Annotated in this window: 21 protein-coding genes and 1 pseudogene; 15 read left to right on the top strand and 7 right to left on the bottom strand. The window is 61.5% G+C overall.

The window, feature by feature from the left end; genetic code table 11:
- Positions 1-213: 213 nt before the first annotated feature.
- The gene (locus ACSKB8_RS36260) at positions 214-822 is read right to left on the bottom strand and encodes a MarR family winged helix-turn-helix transcriptional regulator (RefSeq protein ID WP_438109340.1); all 609 of its coding nucleotides are present in this window, start codon (positions 820-822) and stop codon (positions 214-216) included.
- A 142-nt stretch (positions 823-964) separates the two neighbouring features.
- Here ACSKB8_RS36260 and ACSKB8_RS36255 point away from each other — a divergent pair, with 142 nt between their 5' ends.
- From ACSKB8_RS36255 to ACSKB8_RS36215, 9 genes and pseudogenes are all read left to right on the top strand, one after another.
- Positions 965-1,483, top strand: a complete 519-nt coding sequence (locus tag ACSKB8_RS36255) for a flavin reductase family protein (protein WP_438109339.1) — start codon at positions 965-967, stop codon at positions 1,481-1,483.
- Between the two features lie 20 nt (positions 1,484-1,503).
- On the top strand, positions 1,504-3,372 hold the full coding sequence (locus ACSKB8_RS36250; RefSeq protein WP_438109338.1) for a 4-hydroxyphenylacetate 3-hydroxylase family protein: 1,869 nt from the start codon (positions 1,504-1,506) through the stop codon (positions 3,370-3,372).
- A 53-nt stretch (positions 3,373-3,425) separates the two neighbouring features.
- Complete coding sequence (locus tag ACSKB8_RS36245) at positions 3,426-4,814, top strand: ABC transporter substrate-binding protein (RefSeq protein WP_438109337.1); 1,389 nt, start codon at positions 3,426-3,428, stop codon at positions 4,812-4,814.
- Between the two features lie 46 nt (positions 4,815-4,860).
- Positions 4,861-5,760, top strand: coding sequence for a branched-chain amino acid ABC transporter permease (locus ACSKB8_RS36240; RefSeq protein ID WP_438109336.1), 900 nt, complete (start codon positions 4,861-4,863; stop codon positions 5,758-5,760).
- Positions 5,760-6,683 carry a branched-chain amino acid ABC transporter permease gene (locus tag ACSKB8_RS36235; RefSeq protein ID WP_438109335.1) on the top strand — a complete coding sequence of 308 codons (924 nt, stop codon included), beginning with the start codon at positions 5,760-5,762 and terminating at the stop codon, positions 6,681-6,683. The genes ACSKB8_RS36240 and ACSKB8_RS36235 overlap by 1 nt, the downstream gene beginning before the upstream one ends.
- A pseudogene (locus tag ACSKB8_RS36230) lies at positions 6,646-7,424 on the top strand (ABC transporter ATP-binding protein). Before ACSKB8_RS36235 ends, ACSKB8_RS36230 begins: the two are co-directional and overlap by 38 nt.
- Complete coding sequence (locus ACSKB8_RS36225) at positions 7,424-8,116, top strand: ABC transporter ATP-binding protein (RefSeq protein ID WP_438109334.1); 693 nt, start codon at positions 7,424-7,426, stop codon at positions 8,114-8,116. The pseudogene ACSKB8_RS36230 and the gene ACSKB8_RS36225 overlap by 1 nt, the downstream one beginning before the upstream one ends.
- Entirely contained in the window at positions 8,100-8,783 is a 684-nt protein-coding gene (locus ACSKB8_RS36220) for a DUF2848 domain-containing protein (RefSeq protein WP_438109333.1), read from the top strand. The genes ACSKB8_RS36225 and ACSKB8_RS36220 overlap by 17 nt, the downstream gene beginning before the upstream one ends.
- A 22-nt stretch (positions 8,784-8,805) precedes the next feature.
- Entirely contained in the window at positions 8,806-10,134 is a 1,329-nt protein-coding gene (locus tag ACSKB8_RS36215; RefSeq protein ID WP_438109332.1) for an amidase family protein, read from the top strand.
- A 343-nt stretch (positions 10,135-10,477) separates the two neighbouring features.
- Here the strand turns inward: ACSKB8_RS36215 and ACSKB8_RS36210 are convergent, their stop codons facing one another.
- The 6 genes from ACSKB8_RS36210 to ACSKB8_RS36185 form a co-directional block, all read right to left on the bottom strand.
- Positions 10,478-10,834 carry a substrate-binding domain-containing protein gene (locus tag ACSKB8_RS36210; protein ID WP_438109331.1) on the bottom strand — a complete coding sequence of 119 codons (357 nt, stop codon included), beginning with the start codon at positions 10,832-10,834 and terminating at the stop codon, positions 10,478-10,480.
- Positions 10,800-11,129 carry a substrate-binding domain-containing protein gene (locus ACSKB8_RS36205; protein WP_438109329.1) on the bottom strand — a complete coding sequence of 110 codons (330 nt, stop codon included), beginning with the start codon at positions 11,127-11,129 and terminating at the stop codon, positions 10,800-10,802. The genes ACSKB8_RS36210 and ACSKB8_RS36205 overlap by 35 nt, the downstream gene beginning before the upstream one ends.
- Positions 11,032-11,499 carry a LacI family DNA-binding transcriptional regulator gene (locus ACSKB8_RS36200; protein WP_438109328.1) on the bottom strand — a complete coding sequence of 156 codons (468 nt, stop codon included), beginning with the start codon at positions 11,497-11,499 and terminating at the stop codon, positions 11,032-11,034. The genes ACSKB8_RS36205 and ACSKB8_RS36200 overlap by 98 nt, the downstream gene beginning before the upstream one ends.
- Positions 11,500-11,609: 110 nt before the next feature.
- On the bottom strand, positions 11,610-12,764 hold the full coding sequence (locus ACSKB8_RS36195) for a dihydrodipicolinate synthase family protein (protein ID WP_438109326.1): 1,155 nt from the start codon (positions 12,762-12,764) through the stop codon (positions 11,610-11,612).
- Positions 12,765-12,796: 32 nt separating this feature from the next.
- Positions 12,797-13,285, bottom strand: a complete 489-nt coding sequence (locus ACSKB8_RS36190) for a MaoC family dehydratase (RefSeq protein ID WP_438109324.1) — start codon at positions 13,283-13,285, stop codon at positions 12,797-12,799.
- Complete coding sequence (locus ACSKB8_RS36185; protein ID WP_438109322.1) at positions 13,285-14,058, bottom strand: 3-ketoacyl-ACP reductase; 774 nt, start codon at positions 14,056-14,058, stop codon at positions 13,285-13,287. Before ACSKB8_RS36185 ends, ACSKB8_RS36190 begins: the two co-directional genes overlap by 1 nt.
- Positions 14,059-14,205: 147 nt before the next feature.
- On the opposite strand from ACSKB8_RS36185, the gene ACSKB8_RS36180 reads away from it, so the two are divergent.
- From ACSKB8_RS36180 to ACSKB8_RS36155, 6 genes are all read left to right on the top strand, one after another.
- Positions 14,206-15,390 (top strand): extracellular solute-binding protein, encoded by a 1,185-nt coding sequence (locus ACSKB8_RS36180; RefSeq protein WP_438109321.1) that lies wholly within the window; start codon positions 14,206-14,208, stop codon positions 15,388-15,390.
- Positions 15,391-15,499: 109 nt separating this feature from the next.
- A complete protein-coding gene (locus ACSKB8_RS36175) occupies positions 15,500-16,573 on the top strand; it encodes an ABC transporter ATP-binding protein (RefSeq protein ID WP_438109319.1) in 1,074 nt (357 codons plus the stop codon).
- A 13-nt stretch (positions 16,574-16,586) separates the two neighbouring features.
- Positions 16,587-17,495, top strand: coding sequence for an ABC transporter permease (locus ACSKB8_RS36170; RefSeq protein WP_438110805.1), 909 nt, complete (start codon positions 16,587-16,589; stop codon positions 17,493-17,495).
- A gap of 5 nt (positions 17,496-17,500) precedes the next feature.
- Positions 17,501-18,343 carry an ABC transporter permease gene (locus ACSKB8_RS36165; protein ID WP_438109317.1) on the top strand — a complete coding sequence of 281 codons (843 nt, stop codon included), beginning with the start codon at positions 17,501-17,503 and terminating at the stop codon, positions 18,341-18,343.
- A gap of 36 nt (positions 18,344-18,379) precedes the next feature.
- Entirely contained in the window at positions 18,380-20,005 is a 1,626-nt protein-coding gene (locus ACSKB8_RS36160; RefSeq protein WP_438109315.1) for an acyl CoA:acetate/3-ketoacid CoA transferase, read from the top strand.
- 10 nt (positions 20,006-20,015) lie between these two features.
- Entirely contained in the window at positions 20,016-20,801 is a 786-nt protein-coding gene (locus ACSKB8_RS36155) for an enoyl-CoA hydratase/isomerase family protein (RefSeq protein WP_438109313.1), read from the top strand.
- The last annotated feature ends 2 nt before the right edge of the window (positions 20,802-20,803 follow it).

Below are 20,803 nucleotides of genomic sequence, written 5' to 3'. Positions count from 1 at the left end.
ACGCCAAATTCTGACGGAAGGGAAGGGCAAGTGCTGACCAACAGTCTCAGTCCTGCGGCTGAAGTCGTTTCCACCTCAATGCGGTTCGGCGACTCACGGACCCAATCGAGAGCCAAAGACTCTCGCTGGGTTGCTCGCGCTGCCCTCGTTTTGACGACGCAGTCGCTAGTCCAGGGCGGTCAGAAGCACCCAACGCCTTGGTCTAAATAGTCACTACCGCAGGCTTTGACGGCTTGCTCGTCGCTTCTTGCGAACTCTCTCCGGCTCGGCGCGGGACGCTTCGTTATTTTGAGACGTGAGCGTCGCCCGGACGTGCTCGGCAAGCTTCAACGCGCTATCGGCGTTGGAAGCAAGACGAGACAGCATTTGGGAGAGCACTCTGAACTCCTCGCGCGTGAGCATTCCAAATAGCGCGTCATTCACCGGGCGTTGCAAGGCGGCGAGCCGGATCAATAGGTTTATCCCGTGTTCGGTCAGCGTGAGCTGCACGCGGCGTCCGTCGCCAGGATGTGGGCTTTTCTCTATCAGACCGTCAGAGACCAGCTTGTTGATCTCGTTGGTGACGAAGGCGCCACTTAGATACAGCCGCTCGGCGACCTGATTAACACCCATCGGCTTTTCCGCTGTCGAATTCTTGATCGCGATCAGGATCAGATACTGGGTCGGCGATAGGCCGACAAAGCTCGCGAATGTCTCGCGAGCGGCTTCCAGGCTTCGTCCGAAGGCAAAATAGTCGTAGAGGACACCGCGAAGCGTGCGATCTCCATCCTTGTCGAGCAACTCAGGCTTCGTCGCCGTCAACAGCGCATCGGACACGGGCATTCTCTCCGCAAAATCATAGCGTTGGAAGTTGACTAAAGAGCACGCATGCGCCCCGTCAGCAAGGGTATTGACATTCTCAAGTAGCTTTGTCAGAAAGCTATTTGAGAATTATAAATCAAGACCGGGCGACGAGGCGGTGTCCATGGAGGATCGTGCATTCAGGCGTGCTCTTGGCGAATTCGCCACCGGCGTTGCGGTGGTGACCGCGCGCGGCAAGGGGGAAGAGCTCATCGGCATGACCATGAGCTCGTTCAACTCCGTCTCGCTCGATCCGCCGCTCGTTCTCTTCAGTGTCGATCGCAAGGCGCGCAGCCTGCCCGCGATGATCGAGGCCAAGGGTTTTGCCGTGAACATCCTGGCGCGCGACCAGGAAAACATCTCCAACCAGTTTGCGCGCGCTCTCTCCAACAAATGGGACCAGGTGAAGACGTCAGTCGGCCATGCCGAGGCGCCACTGATCTCGGGCGCGATGGCGCATTTCGAATGCGCGCCGTACGCGATCTACGAGGGCGGCGACCACGTCATCTTCGTTGTCCGTGTCGTTCGCCATGCGAGCCGCGCCGAGGCCGCCGCTCCCCTGATCTTCTTTCGCGGCCGATACCGCGATCTGGTCGATGAAACCCAGCGCGAGCCGACCTGGCCGCTCCCCATTCACTACTAGCTTTGAACCGGAGACCTGCGATGCGTGGCGCAAAGGAATATCTGTCAGGCCTGAAGGACGGCCGGACCATCTACATCAACGGCGCGTCAGTCGGCGATGTCACAACGCACCATGCCTTCCGCAACCTCGCCAGCTCCATGGCGGGCCTGTTTGACTTCGCTAACGCGCCGGCGAATGCGGAGCTGATGACGTTCGACACGGGCGCAGGTCGGGCCAACCGCATCTGGCAGCTTCCGACCTCCTATGCCGAGCTCGTGACGCGACGAAAGGCGCTCGAGGCGTGGGCCTCGCTGCACGCCGGCTTCATGGGTCGCGCGCCGGACCACGTGGCGTCCTGCATCTCCGGGCTCTACATGGGGCTCGATGTCTTCAAGGCGTATGATCCCGCCCGTGCCGGCGCGCTCGAGAGCTACTACCGCTACGCTCGCGACAAGGATCTCTACCTCACCTACGTCATCATCAATCCGCAGGCCGATCGTTCCAAGGGTGCGGCCGAACAGGCCGACCCGTTCCTCACCGCCGGCGTCGTCGATCGCGACGCAGAAGGCATCACGATTCGCGGCGCCAAGATGCTCGCCACCGGCGGCGTGGTCGCCGACGAGGTCTTCGTCACGACCATCCAGCCGATGCGTCCAGGCGAAGAGCGTTATGCGATGTCCTTCGCAATTCCGATGAACACGAAGGGCCTCAAGATGCTGTCGCGGAAATCTTACGAAGATGCCGCGGGCGCAGTGTTCGACAACCCTCTGTCGAGCCGTTTCGACGAGAACAACTCGGTTCTCTATTTCGATGACGTGAAAGTGCCGTGGGACCGCGTCTTCATCGAAGGCAATGTCGAGATGTGCCAGAAGCAGTTTCACGCCACGCCCTGCCACGTCTACCAGAACTACCAGGCGATGGTGCGCCTGAGCGTTAAGCTCAAGTTCCTGACCGGCCTTGCGCATCGGACCGCCGACATGAACGGGGTCACCCAGTTCCCGCAAGTGCGCGAAATGCTCGGCCAGCTCGCGGCCGAGACCGGCATGGTCAACGCGCTGGTAGCCGCGATGGAGGCCAAGGGCGCGCAGGTCGGTCCCTATTTCATCCCGGACCGGCACACGCTCTATTCCGCGCAGGTGCTGACGCAGCAGCTTCTACGCGCACGTCATCAACACGCTTCGCGAGCTCGCTGGCGGCGGCATGATCATGCTGCCTTCGTCGGTTGCGGACTTCGACAATCCGGAGATCGCGGCCCTCATCGGCAAGACTCAGCAGTCGCCGAAAGCCAACTCGCACGACCGGGTGAAATTCTACAAGCTTGCCTGGGATGCCGTCGGCTCGGAGTTCGGCTCGCGCCATCAGCAATACGAGATGTTCTACGCCGGCGCGACCTTCGTCACGAAAGGTCATTCTTATCGGACCTACGACTGGGCCAGCGCCAACCGGCTGGTGCAGACCATGCTCGATTCCTACGACCTCAACGGCGTCTCGACCGCCAGCAAAGCCGCCTGATCCGAAGGAGACAATCCATGCCCGTCAACAAGAAGCACGACGAATTCCATACGCTCGATATGACCACCGGCTGGGAAGTGCCGGCGGGATATCCGGCCGGCATCCAGCAGAAGATCATCGCGGGCGGGTTGGATGAGGAGAACCGGCGCGGGACGCGGACGCGGCTGCTCCGCTTCGCGCCCGGCGTCTACACCACCGCGCCGTTCTCGCACGAGTATTGGGAAGAGGTTTATCTGGTCTCGGGCGATTTGATCGTCGGCAATGATGCAAAGGGTGAGGGCGGCAAGAGCTTCCCGCCGAACACGTACGCCTGCCGGCCCCCGCATGCGCCACATGGGCCGTTCAAGTCGGTGAACGGCTGCCTGCTTCTGGAGATACACTATTTCGATCCGGTCTGATCCGGATCGCTGCCGCACAACATCATTCGATCGACCCAGGGGAAAGAGAAGTCATGACGTCCAGAGGTATTTCCATCGTCGTTGCGCGTTGCCTGTCGTCACTTGAATGGCTCTTCAGGCTGGATCGCGGCCTGCCGCAGGGCAATATCCGATGGGTCGTGGATGGACTGGCCGGGGCACTCGCGCTTGGTGTCGTCGCGGTCACGCCGGCGGCTGCGCAGGACAAGCCGAGCGCGTTGGGGCTGGGCATCTTCACATTCACGTCAGGTCCTGCCGCAGCCTACGGCATGCCGGGCAAGAACGCAGCCGACCTCATGATCGACGAGATCAATGCAAAGGGCGGCATTGGAGGCGTGCCGGTCAGCGCGACCTATGTCGACGAGGCGCAGGGCGCGCAGGGTGTGATCGCGGAATATCGCCGGCTCGCCGGGGATGCGAAGAACCAGGTCATGGTCGCCGCCTTGTCGAGCGCGAATTGCCTGGCGCTGGCGCCGCTCGCCGAGCAGCTCGAGATCCCCACCGTGGGCTGGAACTGCGACACCCACCAGCTGCTGATGGACGGCAAGAGCAAATATGTGTTCCGCCCCAACGGCAACACCGTGCCCGAATTCATCGCCTACGCGATCTACCTGCTGGATCGCAAACCCGACGTGAAGACAGTTGCGATCATCAACCCGGACTATGCGTTCGGTCATGACGCGGCCAAGATCTTCACCGCAGCGTTGAAAGCCTTGAAGCCGGACGTCGAGATCGTCGCCGAACTCTATCCGAAGCTCGGCTCACCGAACTACCAGACCGAAATCTCGCGCCTCACCACCGCGCGACCGGACGTGGTCTTCTCAAACCTTTGGGGCGCCGATCTCGAGAACTTCGTTCGCCAGGCCGCTCCGCGTGGGATCTTCACCTCCAGCCAAGTCATCCTCGCACTCGGCGAGACCGTGCTGCAACGCGTGCCCTTGCCTGACGGCGTGATCGTCGGCGTTCTCGGCGACGGCTGGTGGATGTCGCCGGACGCCAAGGCGAAGCCGGAGACGGTGAAGTTTGCCGAAGCCTACAAGGCGCGCTTCGCCGAGTATCCGGTGTTCCCGTCGATCAAGATGGCCAACGCGCTGATTTACGTGAAAGCCGCCTACGACGCCGCGATGCAGAAGAACGGCGGCAAATGGCCGACACGTGCCGAGCTCGCCGCCGCCATGAAGCGTAGCAAGGTCGAGACCCTGACCGGCACCGCGCAGACGCGCGCCGACAATGACGGCCTCGTCGACCAGATCGTCGGCGTCACCGCGAAGATACCGGCGCAGCAGTTTCCCGTGATCGGCGACATGGTTCGCTACAAGGGCGACAGCCTGATGCCGCAGGCCGGCCAGGATCCGCTGGCGTGGATTGCGACCCTCAAGCCCGAGTTTGCCAAAAGCCTGCCGAAGCCGGGCAGCTACAAATAGGTCTGGATAGCGTTCACCTGATTCCAGTCACGGAAGGCGTAAGCCGATGTCGAATGCAATCATCCCCCTGCTGCTGGACAGTCTGGCCAGCGCCGCGCTGATCTTCTTCGCGGCGGTCGGCCTGACGCTGGTCTTCAGCGTGCTGCGCGTCCTCGACGTCGCCCATGGCAGCCTGTATTCGATAGGCGGCTATGTCGCGGCTTCGATCTGCCTGTTCATCGCGAGCCGCCAGCTCAACCCGTATTTGTCGTTCCTGGCGCTGCTATTCAGCGCCGTGTGCGTCGCGGCGATATTCGGCCCCCTGATCGAGCGCGGGCTGGTCCGCTGGACCTATGGCAAATCGGAAGCCGTGCAGATCCTGATCACGTTCGGGCTGTTCCTCGTCCTGGAGGACCTTCAGCGCGTGATCTTCGGCGTCCAGTCCTTCTACGAAGACGCGCCGATGCGCCTGCTCGGCACCACGAGCATCGGCGGCGTCGTCCATCTCAACTACCAGATCCTCCTGATCGCCATGGCGCTCCTCGTCGTCATCGGCCTGCGGCTTTTGATCAATCACACAAGGTTGGGGCGCCTGATCACGGCCGTGGTCACCGACCGCGAGATGGCGCAGTCGATCGGCATCGATACCAACCGGATCTTCATCCTGGCGTTTTCGCTGGGCGTGTTCCTGGCAGCGTTGGGCGGTGCGCTGGCGACGCCGACGTCAGGCATCGCGCCTGGTCTTGGGGCCGACACCATGGTGCTCGCCTTTGCCGTTGCGGCGATCGGCGGCCTCGGACAGATCGAGGGCGCCGCCTTGGCCTCGCTGATCGTCGGCCTGGCGCGCGTGCTGGCGATCTATCTGGTGCCGTCGCTGGATGCGGTGGCGCCCTATGCGGCGATGGTTGTCGTTCTCCTGATCCGTCCCTACGGCCTGTTCGGATCGGTCACGGCGCGGAGGATCTGATGCCAACGATCGTTGCCGCTGCGGCGGTCCTCGTCATTGCGCTGCTGCCTGTTGCCGCTCCCTGGCTGCAATTCGTGCTGACGCTTGCGATCGCCAAGGGCTTTGCGGCGCTCGGCGTCGCCGTGCTGCTCCGCGCCGGGCTGATCTCGATCGGCCATGCGATGTTCTTTGCCGCGAGTGCCTATGCAGTCGCCTTCCTGGCGCGCGCCAGCATCAATGATCTTGGCCTGCTGCTGATCCTCTCGGTGCTGGGCGGAGCACTCGTCGGCGCCATCGCCGGATCGTTTCTCGTCCGCTATCGCGCGATCTTCTTCGCGATGTTGAATCTCGCGGTCTCCATGGTGTTCTACGCGCTGTGCGCCAAGCTATACGGCGTCACCGGCGGGACCGACGGCATGCCCGTGCCGGTCCCGGCTGTCTTCGGCGTCGTGATTGGCGAGCCGGCGTTCAAGAGCGTGCTGTTCTATCTCAGCCTGGGACTGATGGTGCTCGTCGGTCTTGCCGTGCAGCGCTACCTGAACAGCCCGCTCGGTCATGCGCTCTCGGCCGTCCATACCAACGAGATCCGGCTCGAATATCTGGGCATCCCGGTCTGGGCGATCCTGCTGATCGCCTATGTCGTTTCGGCGGCGCTTGCTGGCCTTGGCGGCGCGATCGCCGGCTTTGCGATCGGTCGCGTGGTCCCCGATTTCGCGTTCTGGACCGCATCGGGCCACCTCGTGCTGATCGCCGTGCTCGGCGGCATCGGCGGCGTGCCGGGCGCGTTCATCGGGGCCTTGTTCCTGGAGTTGCTGCACAGCGCCGCTGTGACCGTCACGGATTCGTGGAATTTGATCGTGGGCATGACGCTGATCGTCGTGATCATGTTCATGCCGCAAGGGATCTATGGATTGTTCGCGCGCAAGGAGGCGACGAGCCTATGACGCCTCCATCCTGGAAGCAAAAGGTCTCCACGTCGCATTCAACGGCGTCAAGGCCGCTGATGACGTCAGCATCGCGATCCATGACGGCGAGTTCCTCGCGATCATCGGTCCGAACGGATCGGGCAAGACGACGCTGCTCAACATCTGCACGGGCTATATTCGTCCGAGATGGGCAGTGTGCTGCTCGACGGCCACGACATCACGCGTCTGTCGCCACGCGCCATTGCGCGCCGTGGCGTCGCTCGCGCATTCCAAATTCCGCAGCTGTTCTCCGCACAGCGTGTGATCGACAACATGATGCTGGCGCTGGCGGCAACGGACGGTCTGTGGAGCGTGGTCCAGCCGCTTGAGACAGCGAAGCGACGAGAGGAGGCAAGGGCGTTGCTCGATCTCGTCGGGCTCGCCGACGATGCCGACCGGATCAGCAGCACGCTTCCCGAAGGGCATCGCAAGCTGCTGGACATCGCGGTTGCGCTGGCCTTGAAGCCGCGGCTGCTGCTGCTCGACGAGCCGACCAGTGGCGTGAGCGCCCTCGAGCGCTTCCCGCTCATGGAGGCGCTCATGAGCGCGCTGCGCCAGCGACGCATCACGGCGCTGTTCGTGGAGCACGACATGGACGTGGTCGCACGTTACGCAAGCCGAGTCCTGGTGTGGAACGCCGGCAACATCATGGCCGAGGGCCGGCCCGACGAGGTGTTCAGCAATGCGCAAGTCCGCCAACGTGTCGTAGGGGTGGCCTGATGCTCAGGCTCGACAAGGTCAGCGTCTCGATCGAGGGCGTCCGCGTGCTCCGCGCAGTCAGTTGCGAGATCATCGCGCGCAAGGCGACGGTGTTGATCGGGCGCAACGGCGCCGGCAAGACCACGACATTGCGTGCAATCATGGGCCTCATCGCGCTTGAAGAGGGCTCGGTCCGGCTCGATGCCGACGATCTCGGCGGCAGGCCCGCCCACACGCGCGCCCGTGCCGGGATTGGCTACGCGCCGGAAGACCGGCGCCTGATTCCGGAGTTGAGCGTGGAAGAGAACATCCGCCTTCCGGCATTGGCGCTGAAGCTCGATCGTGCCGAGATCGCGCGCAGGCTCGATGAGATCTACCAGCTGCTCCCCGAATTGCACGTGATGCGCTCCCGGCCCGCCGGTGGCGTTTCCGGAGGGCAGGGAAAGATGGTCGCGTTGGGGCGCGCGCTGACGGTGGCACGCAAGGTTTTGCTGCTCGACGAGCCCTTCCAGGGTCTGGCGCCGGCCCTCGCGCTCGACTACGCGCGGACGCTCGGCGAATTGCGCAAGCACCGGCCAGAGCTCGCCATGCTGATCACCGAATCCTCGCCCGCGCTGCTCGACCGGATCGCCGACAGGACGCTGCAGATCGAGCGCGGCGAAGTCCTGACCACATCGACCAAGGATAGGGAATTCCATGTTGCTGCAATTTGACCGCCTCGCAAATGACCGGACCGACCGTGTCGGGATCGAGATCGATTCCCTCGTCATCGCCGGCTGGGCGGGCAGGGACGCGGCGGCGATCGAGCACCACATCGAGGAGCTTGCCGCGCTCGGCATTCCGCGGCCCTCAACGACACCGCTCTACTATCGTGTCGCGGCACAAACCTTGACCCAGGACAGCCGCCTGACCGTTCTTGGTCCGGACAGTTCCGGCGAGGTCGAGCCGATCATCGTCGCCATGGCCGACGGGCTTTGGGTCGGCATCGGCTCCGACCATACCGACCGCAAGGCCGAAGCGTCGGGCATTGCTCTTTCGAAGCAGCTCTGCGGCAAGCCGCTCGGCCCACAGCTCTGGTCATATGCTGATGTCGAGGGGCATTGGGATGAGCTGGTCCTTCGCTCGTGGGCGACGATCGATGGGAAACGGGTTCTCTACCAGGACAGCCCGGTCTCCTCGCTCAGGACGCCGCGCGATCTCATCCGTCGCTACACCGGCACGGACTCGCTAGCGGCTGGCACACTGATGTTCTGCGGAACGCCCGGTGCGATCGGCGGCATTCGGCCGGGGACGCGTTTCGAGATGGAGCTAAAGGACCCGGTCCTCAACCGCTCCCTGACCCATGGCTACGACATCGACGTCCTGCCAGTCGTCTCCTGATCCTTTTCCCTAGGCGGGTGTCATGACAGTAACGCAGGATCAATCGCACCCTTCCGCCGTCGCACGGCTGGAGGCGGCACTTGCGCGCATCCACTCACCGGAAGCAAAGAACGTCTTCACGGCGGTCTTCCCGGACAGCGCCCGGTGGGAGGCTGAAGCGGCGGATCGGCGTGCCGCTGCGGGAACGCCCCGCGGTCCGCTCGATGGTCGTATCGTTTCGATAAAAGCGTTGTTCGACGTCGCCGGTACGGTCACGAGTTCCGGGTCTGCTGTCCTGCGCCGTTTGGCACCGGCGGTTGAAGACGCCGAGGTCGTGAAGCGGTTGCGGGCTGCGGGTGCCATCGTCATCGGCAAGACACAGATGACGGAATTTGCCTTTTCCGCGCTGGGTACGAATCCGCATGACGGGATGCCGGGCAATCCTCGAGATCGCGCCCGCGTTCCTGGAGGATCGTCATCGGGCGCTGCCGTGTCCGTGATTGACGGCATGGCCGACATAGCCATCGGTAGCGATACCGGCGGCTCCATCCGAATCCCGGCCGCGCTGTCAGGCGCCGTCGGTTTCAAGCCGACCAGTGGATTCGTGCCGACCGCCGGGGCGTTCTCGCTCTCATCTAGTCTCGACACAGTCGGTCCGATCGCCGCGAACGTCGAGGATTGTTTCGTGGCGGATCAGGTACTTTCAGGTGAAGGCGCGCCGTCGCGCCTGCGGCCAGCATCTCCCGGCACGTTCCGCCTTGTGGTTGCCCGCGGGCGCCTGTTTGATCGCTGCGAACCCGAGGTGCTCGCTGCGTTCGAGAAGGCCATAGAGTGGCTGCGATCGGGCGGCTTGCAGATCAAGGATGGATCCATCGAGGCTGCTCTCGATGATGTTGCACAGATCGACAAGCTCGGCACGTTCCCGTCGATCGAGGTCGGCGCAACGCTGCGCAGTCTGGGGCTTCCAGGCCTGGATGGGGTCGATCCTCGAACGCGCGTTCGCATCGAAGCCGGCGCCGGCATCCTCGGTACGGACTATGTGCGCATGGTTCGGTTCAGACACGCCGCGATCCGATCCTTCGAACAGTCTTTCGGCAACAACGAGGTTTTCATCCTGCCGACGACACCTATCCGGGCGCCGCTTCTTTCCTCTGTCGCGGCGGATGCGGCATTCCATGAGCTCAATGGCCTCGTGCTGCGCAACCCGCGCGTCGCCAATTTGCTCGACTGTCCGTCGATTTCGCTGCCGTTGCCGCTCGAAGGTCTTCCCGTGGGTCTGATGCTGATCGGCCGCCGGAATGCCGACCGGCGGTTGCTGGAGATCGCGTCCAGTGTGGAAACGCTGCTGCGGGGACATCGGCATACTGCGTAGCCCTTTCGCGCGACAGGGCCGCCGAATCTACCATTGCTTGGATGGGCTGTGGCAAGGCCGCCTCTGAAGCTGTAGCTTGCCGATGCCAAATGGAGACGGCGAGGCGGTTGGAGGTGCGGCGGTCCCGCGGAGGCAAAAGGAGATATGATAACCCGCTGATTTTCACTGGTGGGCCCGGCAGGACTCGAACTTGCAACCAGACCGTTACGAGCGGCAGACTATCGATCAGGTAGGTTGATATCGCTCTCCTTCTAGGACGAAGGATTTTGCTGAATTCAGGACGAAGCTGACTTTCTGCCGAGGACCCTCATCGATCCGGCCCAGCCTGGTTTACGCGTCAGGATCAGTGCTTGCGTTTGCTTCGCGACTTCTTTGGCGGCGCGCAGGTCGTGTCACGCACAACGAGTTCTGTCGGAATAAGGACTGACTCGAAAGGTGCGTCCCTGTTGCCGATGCGCCGCAACAGCAATTGGACTGCGGCCTTGCCAACGTTCGGCCTGGGAATCGCGACAGTAGTTAAGGCTGGACGCCACAGGGTCGCTTCGGCAATGTCATCGAAGCCCACGACAGAAAAGTCTTCGCCTGGAGTTAAATTTCGCGAGCGAAGGCCGAGCATGGCGCCGAAAGCGACGATATCGTTGAAGCATACGACGGCCGTCGGTGGTTCAGGCAAATCCAGCAGTTGGAGGACGTGTGCCATTCCGACGTCGCGCGTCTCTGCGCCGGATAGAACTACGCCTCGGCTCAAGCGGAATGCCGTGTTTGGCCAAAGCTTGCCGATAGCCGGCAAAACGATCGCGCCCGGTTGAAATGTTCTCGTTCGAGCCGATCATTCCGATACGCGTGTGACCAAGCTTGATGAGATGATCCACCGCCTTGATCATTCCACCGCGATGGTCAGGAGAGACGTAGTCGACCTTCGCACCCGGCACCGTTCGCGAGACAAGTACGCACGGCAGGTGCAGCGAATGCGAAAGAGTTGACGAAGGATGCATCCGTGCCGACCGCTGGTACGATGAGCAATCCATCAACGTTGTATTCTCGCACCGTCTCGATGAAGGCGCTCTGCCTTGCCACCAACTCGCCGGTATTGGACATGAGAACGATGCGGTTCTCGGCTGTGAGTGCATCCTCAATTGCAGCGACGATTTCGGCAAAGTATGGATTCGTGAGATTGTTGACCGCCATCGCGATCATTCGCGTGTGAGGCAGGCGCAAGCTCGCGGCACCGCGATTGTACACGTAGCCGATGCTTCTGGCCGCTTCCAGCACCTTCTCGCGGGTTCGCTCGGGAATGGTAGGGCTGTTCCGAAGCACGAGAGAGACCGTCGCCTTGGACACGCCGCTGGCCTTGGCGATGTCCACGAGCGTCGGTCGAGAAGTCGCCCTTTCTTGCTTTCGCGTCCACTATCTCGACGTCCCTAACCCGCCGTTTGAAGCTGCCGCTGGGCAGCATTCACAATGTCCGACGATCGTCAAGGGGCGAGTGTCATCCCACCCCGTGAAGAGCCAGTATCAGTCCGCATGCGCGCAGCTGCACACTCGGGATCTGCAAAGAGCCCGATCGACGCCGCGTGCCGAAAGACGCGGGAGAGATGCAGGATGGAGCGGGCGCCTTGCTGAGCTCCGAGCATCGTAAAGTGGTCCTGGTGACCATTCAAATATGCCAGGAAGACGATACCCGTCTTGTAGTATTGGGTTGGCGCTCGAAACAGTTCGCGCGATAGGGCGACGGTCGGATCCAGGATTTCACGAAAGGCTTTGGTGCCAGCCGTCCGGTCCTCATCGCTCAGTGCCAGCAGTGCTGCGGAAGCGGCGGGCGCGATCGCGTCGAAGATGCCGAGAAGTGCATGGCTGAACCCCTGATCGTCTCCCGCAATCAGCTCAGGGTAGTTGAAGTCGTCGCCCGTGTACATTTTGACGCCGGGCGGCAGCCGCCTGCGCATGGCAATTTCGTACTTCTCATGGAGAAGCGAGATTTTGATCCCGTCGATCTTGTGAGCATTGTCCGCGATCATCCCAAGGCAAACATCCATGGCCGCGCTGATGTCGTGGTGTCCCCAATAGCCGGCAAGCGCAGGGTCGAACATGTCGCCAAGCCAATGAAGGATTACGGCCTGATCAGCCTCAGCCAGCACTCGCCTGTAGACCTCGGCATAGTCGGCGGGACCGCCCGCCGCGCTTACCAATGCCCGGCTGGCCATGAGAATTACTCGCCCTCCGAGTTTTTGGACGAAGGACAATTGCTCGGAATATGCCTTCACGACCTTGTCCAGGCTCGCGCCGACGAGATCAATGTGGTCTGTCCCGACGCCGGAGAAGACGATTGCGCCCGGCCGCGCCTTGGCGCTCTGGACTGTGTTTCGGATCAAGGTTTGAGCAGAGGCCCAGTCAAGGCCCATGCCCCGTTGGGCTGTGTCCATAGCCTCCGCGACGCCCAATCCGAGATCCCAAAGATAATCTCGGAAGCGTTGAGTGGCCTCGAAGTCAATTGCGATGTCCCGCATTGGGGAAATATCGGCGCGGGGATCGGAAACAACATGTCCGGCGGACAGGGCGATCCGCGCCATGGGCTGGTTCAGCTTTGACGTGCGCCATTTGGCGGGAGCGGGCACGGTGTATTCATCCATGCGACCGTCGTCACGCGGCAATCGAATGAGAGTCATTGGACGTTGCCTCCTTCGTTGGTTGTTCGACGGCGGGCGAGCAGGGTGGTTTCACCATCCTGCACGACTGTTCCATCTTGCTTCGTAACTTCGAAAGCGAGGGCGAGAATGCCGCGGCCCTTGCTCGAGAGCCGGGCGCTTGCGATGCGTACGTTGGCTCCGATCCGATCCCCTGCGAAGATTGGCGCCCGAAATCTCCAATTCCAACCGAGTGACGCGATCGCCATAACGCGAACTGCGGATCGGTTCTTGAGCCCATCCACAAGCGCCAATCCTAATAACCCGTGTGCAACTCTGGCCGGGAATCCCAGTGACTTGGCAAATTCGTCATCCATATGGACGTCGAAGAAATCTCCGGACAGGCCTGCAAAACTGACGATATGGGCATCCGTCACAACGAGGCGGCCTGTTTCGTAGCAGTCGCCCTCGGCGATATCTTCAAACCAATATTCGCCGGCCTCGAGCCGGCGTCCCGGCCTTCCCATCACAGGCTCCGCAGTGCAAGGCCGCCATCGACGCGAACGACTTCGCCGGTCGAATAGCCAAGCTGCCCCTTCGCCAACATGGCTGCCGCCCTTCCGATGTCATCGGGCTCGCCCCAGCGCTTGATGGGGGTCAGCCCCGCGGCGATCAGGCGGTCGTATTTATCTCTCGCCACGGCGGTCATCTGAGTGCGGATAATCCCGGGGCGGATCTCGTAAGATCCGATGCCATGCTCGGCGAGGCGGACCGCAAAGAGTTGAACCTGCATGGAAAGCCCTGTTTTGGAGATGCAGTACTCTCCGCGATCAATCGACGCGAATTCGGCATTGATGGATGACACAGTGATGATGCTGCGAAACGAGGATGTGTCCGCACCGATCATTCGACGCGCGACCTCCTGGGTGAGGAAGAACGGGCCGCGTAGGTTGATCGCCATGACGCGATCGTAGCTGTCGGGGGTCACTTTCAGGAGGTCATCCCGGATTCCGACGGACACGCCTGCATTGTTGACCAGGCATTCGAGGCCACCGAAGGCGCCCCACGCTTCTTCCACAAACTGCTGATGCGCACCTACGCTCGAGATATCGAAAGCGACGGCCTGTGCTTCTCCGCCGCTTCTGCGGATGGCGTCCACGGTTTCGGAAAGATCTGTCGAACCGGGCAGATCGTTCACGACAACAGCGAACCCTGCGCCGGATAGGGCGGCAGCGATGGCCCTACCTATCCCGCGACCCGCCCCGGTGACCAAAGCGCGCGGGCGCCCCTGATTGTTCATGCGCGTTTCCTGTGTCTCTGCTCAGCCGTGGAATGGCACTTGCCAAAGCCCGTAAGAGCTGTTACTAGATCGATCTACTAGATCGTTCTACTATATCGTTCTAGTAACACAAGCAAGAGAAAACTAGTCGCGGCACGGAGGAGCCACATGAATCGCCCTGTAGATCGCCGAACTGTCGTAACCGGGATGGGTGCCCTCGGGCTCATGGCCGTGGGCGCACGAGCCCAACGGCTTGGTCCGATGCCCTCGTCACCTGTCGCGCTCAACATTATCGACGTGGCTGGCAATCTCGCTCTGAGCCAGAAATCCATCGACGCCTACAGGCAGCAAAATTCCAAGCTCGTCTCGCGGATCGCTTATTCGAAGGCGCCAGCGCCGGAGCTCGCCAGCAAACTGAAGGCGCGGCAGTCAGCCAATCGCGTCGATATCGATGTCGTGCTTACCGGCACGGACGGCCTGTTTGCCGGGATCGAGCAGCAATTGTGGCAGGAGCTACTGCCGCAGTATGCGGGCGCGTTGCCCAAGCCCGAAGAAATTTACGATGGCGGCGCCCTCAAAATGCAGGGCCTGGCAAAGGGGCAGGGTATGGAGATCGCCTATACGCCGTCGGGTCCGCTGTTTGAGTACATGCCCGGGCGCGTCAAGAAAGTTCCGAAAACCGCCGACGATTTGCTTGCTTACGCTCGTGAGAACAAGAACCGCTTCCTCTATGCGAGGCCTGCCAACTCCGGGCCGGGGCGCACCTTCCTGATGGGGTTACCCTATCTTCTCGGGGACAAAGATCCCTCGGATCCGCAAAAAGGGTGGGACAAGACCTGGGCCTATCTGAAGGCTCTCGGCGAGAACATTGAATACTATCCTTCCGGAACTGGGCAGACGATGAAGGAGCTCGGTGACGGTACGCGGGACATGATCGTTTCGACGGTCGGTTGGTACATCAACCCGCGGGTGCTCGGCATTGTACCCAAGGAGGCAGCGCTCTGTGCTCTGGAGGGCTTCCATTGGGTCGCGGACGCAATGTTCTTTGCCGTGCCGAAAGGCGTGGCGGCAGAGAAAATGCCGGTCGTGATCGATCTGCTCAAGCATCTGCTCAAGCCTGAGCAGCAAGCCTTTGCGTACGACGAGGGCTATTTCTATCCAGGGCCATCCGTGAAGGGGTCGACGCTCGCAATGGCTCCGCAGGAAAGCCAGGACGCCATCAAGGAGTTCGGTTGGCCTGACTACGACCGCGTGACCGCGTCCGCACCGCTCGAAATACAGCTCCAGGCGGATCAACTCGTGGCGGCGTTCCGGCGCTGGGACGAGGAAATCGGCGCCGCCAAGCGCAAATAGCCCGCGCGAAAAGCTCCCAAACTGGGGCTGCCCGACGCGATTGGCAGCCCCCTTTTTCGCAATTTCAAGTCGACGGAATCAGAACGGTCGACACACGGGATTAGGATCCATGACCATCGCCCTCCAGAAGTTTGACGAGCTCCGCCTCGAGCAGGTTCGCCGCGAGTTCGGAGGATTGAACGCGCTCAAGGATGTGACGCTCACCGTGAAGCGCGGCGAATTCATAGCCCTGCTCGGGCCCTCCGGTTGCGGAAAGTCGACGACCCTTAACTGCATTGCCGGGCTCCTTCCGGTTACGGGCGGGTCTATTTGGCTCGACAAGCGGCGCATTGACACGCTTCGACCGGAAGAGCGTGGCTTTGGGATGGTGTTTCAGAGCTATGCGCTTTTCCCTCACCTCACCGTGAAGCAGAACGTGGGGTTCGGGCTGAAGATGCGCGGCGTGCCGAAAGCAGAAATTTCGCGAAAGGTGAACGAAGCGCTGGCGCTCGTCCGCCTCACTGGGCAAGCGCAGAAGCTGCCCGGCCAACTCTCAGGAGGACAGCAGCAGCGCGTCGCAATCGCGCGAGCGATCGTCATCGAGCCGCCACTCGTTCTGATGGACGAACCCTTATCGAACCTTGACGCCAAGCTACGCCTCGAGATGCGAGCCGAGATAAGACGGATCCACAACACGCTCGGCGCGACCACGATCTACGTCACACACGATCAGGACGAGGCGCTCTCTCTCGCCGATCGAATCGTCGTGCTAAAGGATGGCGTTATCCGCCAGGTCGGCACCCCCAATGAACTCTATGAGAAGCCGGCTCACATCGACGTCGCGGACTTCATGGGCTTCCGAAATCGTATCAAGGGTCGGGTCGTCCGTCAGGTTGGCAACAGCGCCACGCTTGCCGTTGGCGGTAGCGAGGTCACGGGCGTCTTGCGAAGTTCAGTGGCGGACGGCTCCGAAGCCTACGCAGCGATCCGCGCGGATGACCTGATGACTGGCGAACCCGGGCAGAACGCGTTCGCCGCGCGGATCGAGACCATCGAGTATCGGGGGCGCGAGTTTGTCGGAACGGCCCGTACGTCAGACGGCATTGATCTGATCTTCAGATCAGACCATGCAGTGGCACTCGGCGCAAATGTCCACCTGCGGGCCGCACCGGAACGTGTCCTCGTGTTCAGCGAAGCGATGTGAGGCGTCCATGACGATGACGGTCCTCGCCGAGAAGCAAACTATTGAATCTGGTCCGAGTTTGCGTCAGCGGATCGCCGCACGAGGCTTCGATGCGGTGACTCTTCTTGTGATCCCGGCGTTCGCCTTATTAGCGCTTCTCTTTCTCTATCCGTTCGCATACGGGCTGATCCTGTCGTTCGAGCCGAAGGCCGGATCTGCCTGGTCGAACTATGAGCGATTCTTCACTGATCCATACCTCTACACCACGATCTGGAAGACGCTCCTTCTATCGGTTCCAGTCACGGTGCTGAATCTCGTCGTTTCGCTGCCGGTCGCGTTCCGCGTGCGGCTTATGTACCGGCAGCGGCTGTTGACGACAATTCTGGTTGTCCCGATCACGCTTGGAACGGTTCTGATCGCTGAAGGACTCCTGAACTATCTGGGGCCACAAGGGTGGTTTAATCGCACCTTGATAGCGGTCGGGCTGATCGATCATCCGCTGCGCCTCGTGCACAATTATTGGGGTGTGTTCGCGTCGCTGGTGATCAACGGCTTCCCGTTCACCTTCCTTCTTGTCCTGTCCTATGTGACAGGGATCGATCCAGCACTCGAACAGGCCGCTGCGACTTTGGGCGCCAACGCTCGGCAACGCTTCACCAGCGTATTTCTGCCGATCTTGATGCCCGGGCTTGCAATCACCTTCTGCCTGAGCTTCGTGCAGGCGTTTTCGGTTTTTCCCTCCGCCGTCCTGCTGGGTGAGCCGGCGGGACAAACCCGGGTGATTTCGATTGCGGCCTATCAAGCTACGTTCGAGGAGTACGACTATTCGATGGCATCTGCGATCGCGATGATCATGGGCTTCGTTCAGCTCGCGATTGTCGTCGGCATGATGGCGACCCGCGGCCTGTTCTATCGGGGCCCCGTCGCAGGGACGAAGGGGTAAGATCGATGATCCGCGACACATCTCTCTCATCAAAGCTGTGGATCCGAGCGGTCTGGATTTTTGTCGGATTCTTCATTCTCAACCTGTTCGCGATGATCGCCTCGGTCGTGACGAGTTCGTTCGCGACCCGCTGGCTTGGCACATGGTTTCCTGCTGGCTGGACCACGCGTTGGTATTCATCGGCCTGGAGCGAATTCCAGCTTCAGGACGTCCTGCTCGTTACCTTCGAAGTCGTCGGGGCGGTCGTCGTCATATCGGGGCTGTTGGGTGTCACCGCGGCATATGCGCTCGCCCGCCGAGACTTCGCTGGGAAGAAGATGATCATGCTGGTCATCCTCCTACCGTTGATCGTGCCACCGATCACCTTCGGCATCCCGCTCGCCACCGCCCTCTATCAGACTGGGTTTGCAGGAACGTTCTGGGGCGTCGTCGCGGCTAACCTGGTCCCGACCGTGCCGTTTGTTATCTTGGTCATGATCCCGTTTATCGAGCAGATCGATCCAAGGCTCGAGGCGGCCGCACGAGTGTTCGGCGCGAATACGTTCAAGTTGTTTGTGCACGTTCTGATGCCATTACTTCTTCCCGGCATTCTGGCCGCCCTGTTGCTGGTGCTCGTTCGGACAATCGCAATGTTCGAGCTCACCTTCCTGGTCGCCGGCCCCACGAGCCAGACACTCGTAGTCGCTCTCTATTATGCTGTGTTCGCCGCGGGTGTGCGGGCCGTTCAGTCGATCGATGCGATGGCCGTCGTTTACATGGTGACAACGCTTGCCTGGCTGATCATCGCGCTGAGGTTCGTGAACCCAACGCAGATCGTCACTCGTGCCAAGCAGCAGCCGGCCCACTGACTCCAGTCCGTTCGACGATCACTTGGGAGATCGAAAGTGAAGCAAAAGATTATCACAGCGTCCGACGCTGCGAAACTTGTCGGCGACAGAGACGTCGTTTGCATCGGGGCCTCTGCGGGATTGAATTGCCCCGATTTCGTGCTCGCCGCCATCGGCGAACGGTTCCGCTCGGAGGGGCACCCGCGCGATCTCACGGTATTCTCTCCCATCGCGGCCGGCGACATGTACGGGATCAAGGGAATCGACCATCTCGCCCAGAAGGGATTGCTGTCGACGATCCTCGCCGGCTCCTACCCAAGCGGCCCTTCGTCGCTCCCATCTCCGGCGATTTGGGAGATGATCGGCAGGAACGAGGTCGCCGCATATAACCTGCCCTCGGGCGTCATGTACGATATGGCGAGGGACGTTGCGGCAAAGCAGGCTGGCGTACTGACCAAGGTTGGCCTCGACACGTTCGTGGACCCGCGGCTCGATGGCTGCAAGATGAATGAGGCGGCAGCTAAGCGCGGAGAAATCGTACACCTCGTCGAGTTCGGCGGAGAGCCCTGGCTGCATTTTCCCAATCACGCCCCTCAAGTCGCCATCATCCGCGGCACTACCGCCGATGAGCGTGGCAACATCTCGATGGAGCATGAAGGCGCTGTCTTGGGTATGGTCGATCTCGCGCTTGCGGCACGTAATTCCGGCGGAATCGTCATCTGCCAAGTCAAGCGGTCGACTGCATCAGGTTCGATTCCGACACACCGCGTCCACGTGCCCTCGACGCTGGTAGACTACATTGTGGTTGACCCGGAGCAGGCGCAGGCAACCGAGATCTCTTACGATCCCGCGATAAGCGGTGAGACGCGCCGCCCGCTTTCCTCGTTTGAGCCCGAGCCGTGGAGCGTCGAGAAAGTCATCGCCCGTCGTGCAGCGATGGAATTGATGGACGACAGCGCCGTTAATCTCGGCTTCGGCATTTCGGCCATGGTCCCCCAAATTCTCGTTGAAGAAGGCCATGCCGAGGCGGTCACATGGGCTATCGAGCAGGGAGCGGTCGGGGGCGTGCCGCTTACCGGATTCGCATTTGGATGCGCGGCGAATGCGCAGGCAATTGTTCCGACACCGCAACAGTTCACCTATTTTCAGGGCGGAGGCTTCGACAGCTCGTTCCTTTCATTTCTGGAGGTCGACGCGCTCGGAAACGTCAACGTGTCGCGTCTTGCCGCACGGCCTTATTTGACCGCGGGATGCGGAGGGTTCGTTGATATTACGGCAAACGCCCGCAAGATCGTTTTCAGCGGTTACTTCATGGCGGGCGGCCTTAGGGTGTCCGCAGGCGAAGGCAGACTGCGCATCGAGCAAGAAGGCAAGATCGCAAAGTTCATTCCCGAGGTCAGCCACGTCACGTTCAGTGGCCGGCGGGCTGTGGATCGGGGATGCGATGTCACCTACGTAACCGAACGGTGCGTGTTGGCGCTCAAGCCAAGCGGTCTGACCGTCGTAGAGATAGCCCCGGGCGTTGACCTCGAACGCGACATCATCGCGAGGGCGGGCACGCCCCTTTTCGTGGCTGACGATCTGAAGCTGATGGACGAACGACTATTTCGTCCGGAGCGGTTCGGTCTGAAATTGCAAGACCGAACAGGCACGAAGCCGCAGAGCAAACAACGCGCCGCCTGAGGAAATCGAAATGTCGAAGCAGATTGTCGCAAATTCCGTCTTCGAAACGAGCGTGCCTCGTCCCGGCGTGCTGCTGGTCCGAATCGTGTCCCAGCCTCTCGGCGTCTTCACGGTGGAGGCCCGTCGCGAACTGAAGGCGCTGCTGGAGCGGGCCCGGGTCGACTATTCGGCACGATGCATCGTCCTGATCGGAACGGGGGCGGCCTTCTCGGTTGGTTCAAACATCCGGGAGTTTGAGGCGACGGCGGAGTGGATTGAATCTGCTCGCCTCGCGGAGACGGCATTGAACGAAGCCATTGAACTCGGACCGGTGCCAGTCATCGCCGCCTGCAATGGGCATACGCTTGGCGGCGGCGCGGTCATGGCACTCGCCTGCGATATCCGGATCGCGGGACGCAGTGCGAAGTTCGGTGTGCCCGAGGCCAAGCTCGGAGCGATGCCGACCGCGACAGGGACCATGCGGCTGCCGCTCCTCGTCGGCCGCGGTCGAGCTCTCCGTTTGATGCTGACGGCACAGCCGATCGATGCAGAAGAGGCGTATCGGATCGGCATCTTCGATGAGCTGGTCGATGATGACAAGCTGCTCGATCGCGCATTGGAGGTCGCAGGTCAAATCGCGGCGGTGTCGCCGCAAGCGGTTAGCGCATCTCGGCGCTGTGTTTCGGCTACATTGCGGCTCGGATATCACGCAGGGCTGGCGATGGAGTCTGAAATCACCGTTCCCCTTGGGCTCTCGGACGACGCGATCGAAGGTAAGGCAGCTTTCGTAGAGAAGCGCGCCCCCAGGTTTAAGTAGAG

It is taken from the genome of Bradyrhizobium sp. BR 1432 (assembly GCF_051547705.1).
In the GTDB taxonomy this organism is placed as follows: domain Bacteria; phylum Pseudomonadota; class Alphaproteobacteria; order Rhizobiales; family Xanthobacteraceae; genus Bradyrhizobium; species Bradyrhizobium zhanjiangense.
The sequence above is the reverse complement of the archived record's forward strand: the minus strand, read 5'-3'. Positions and strand labels throughout refer to the sequence as shown.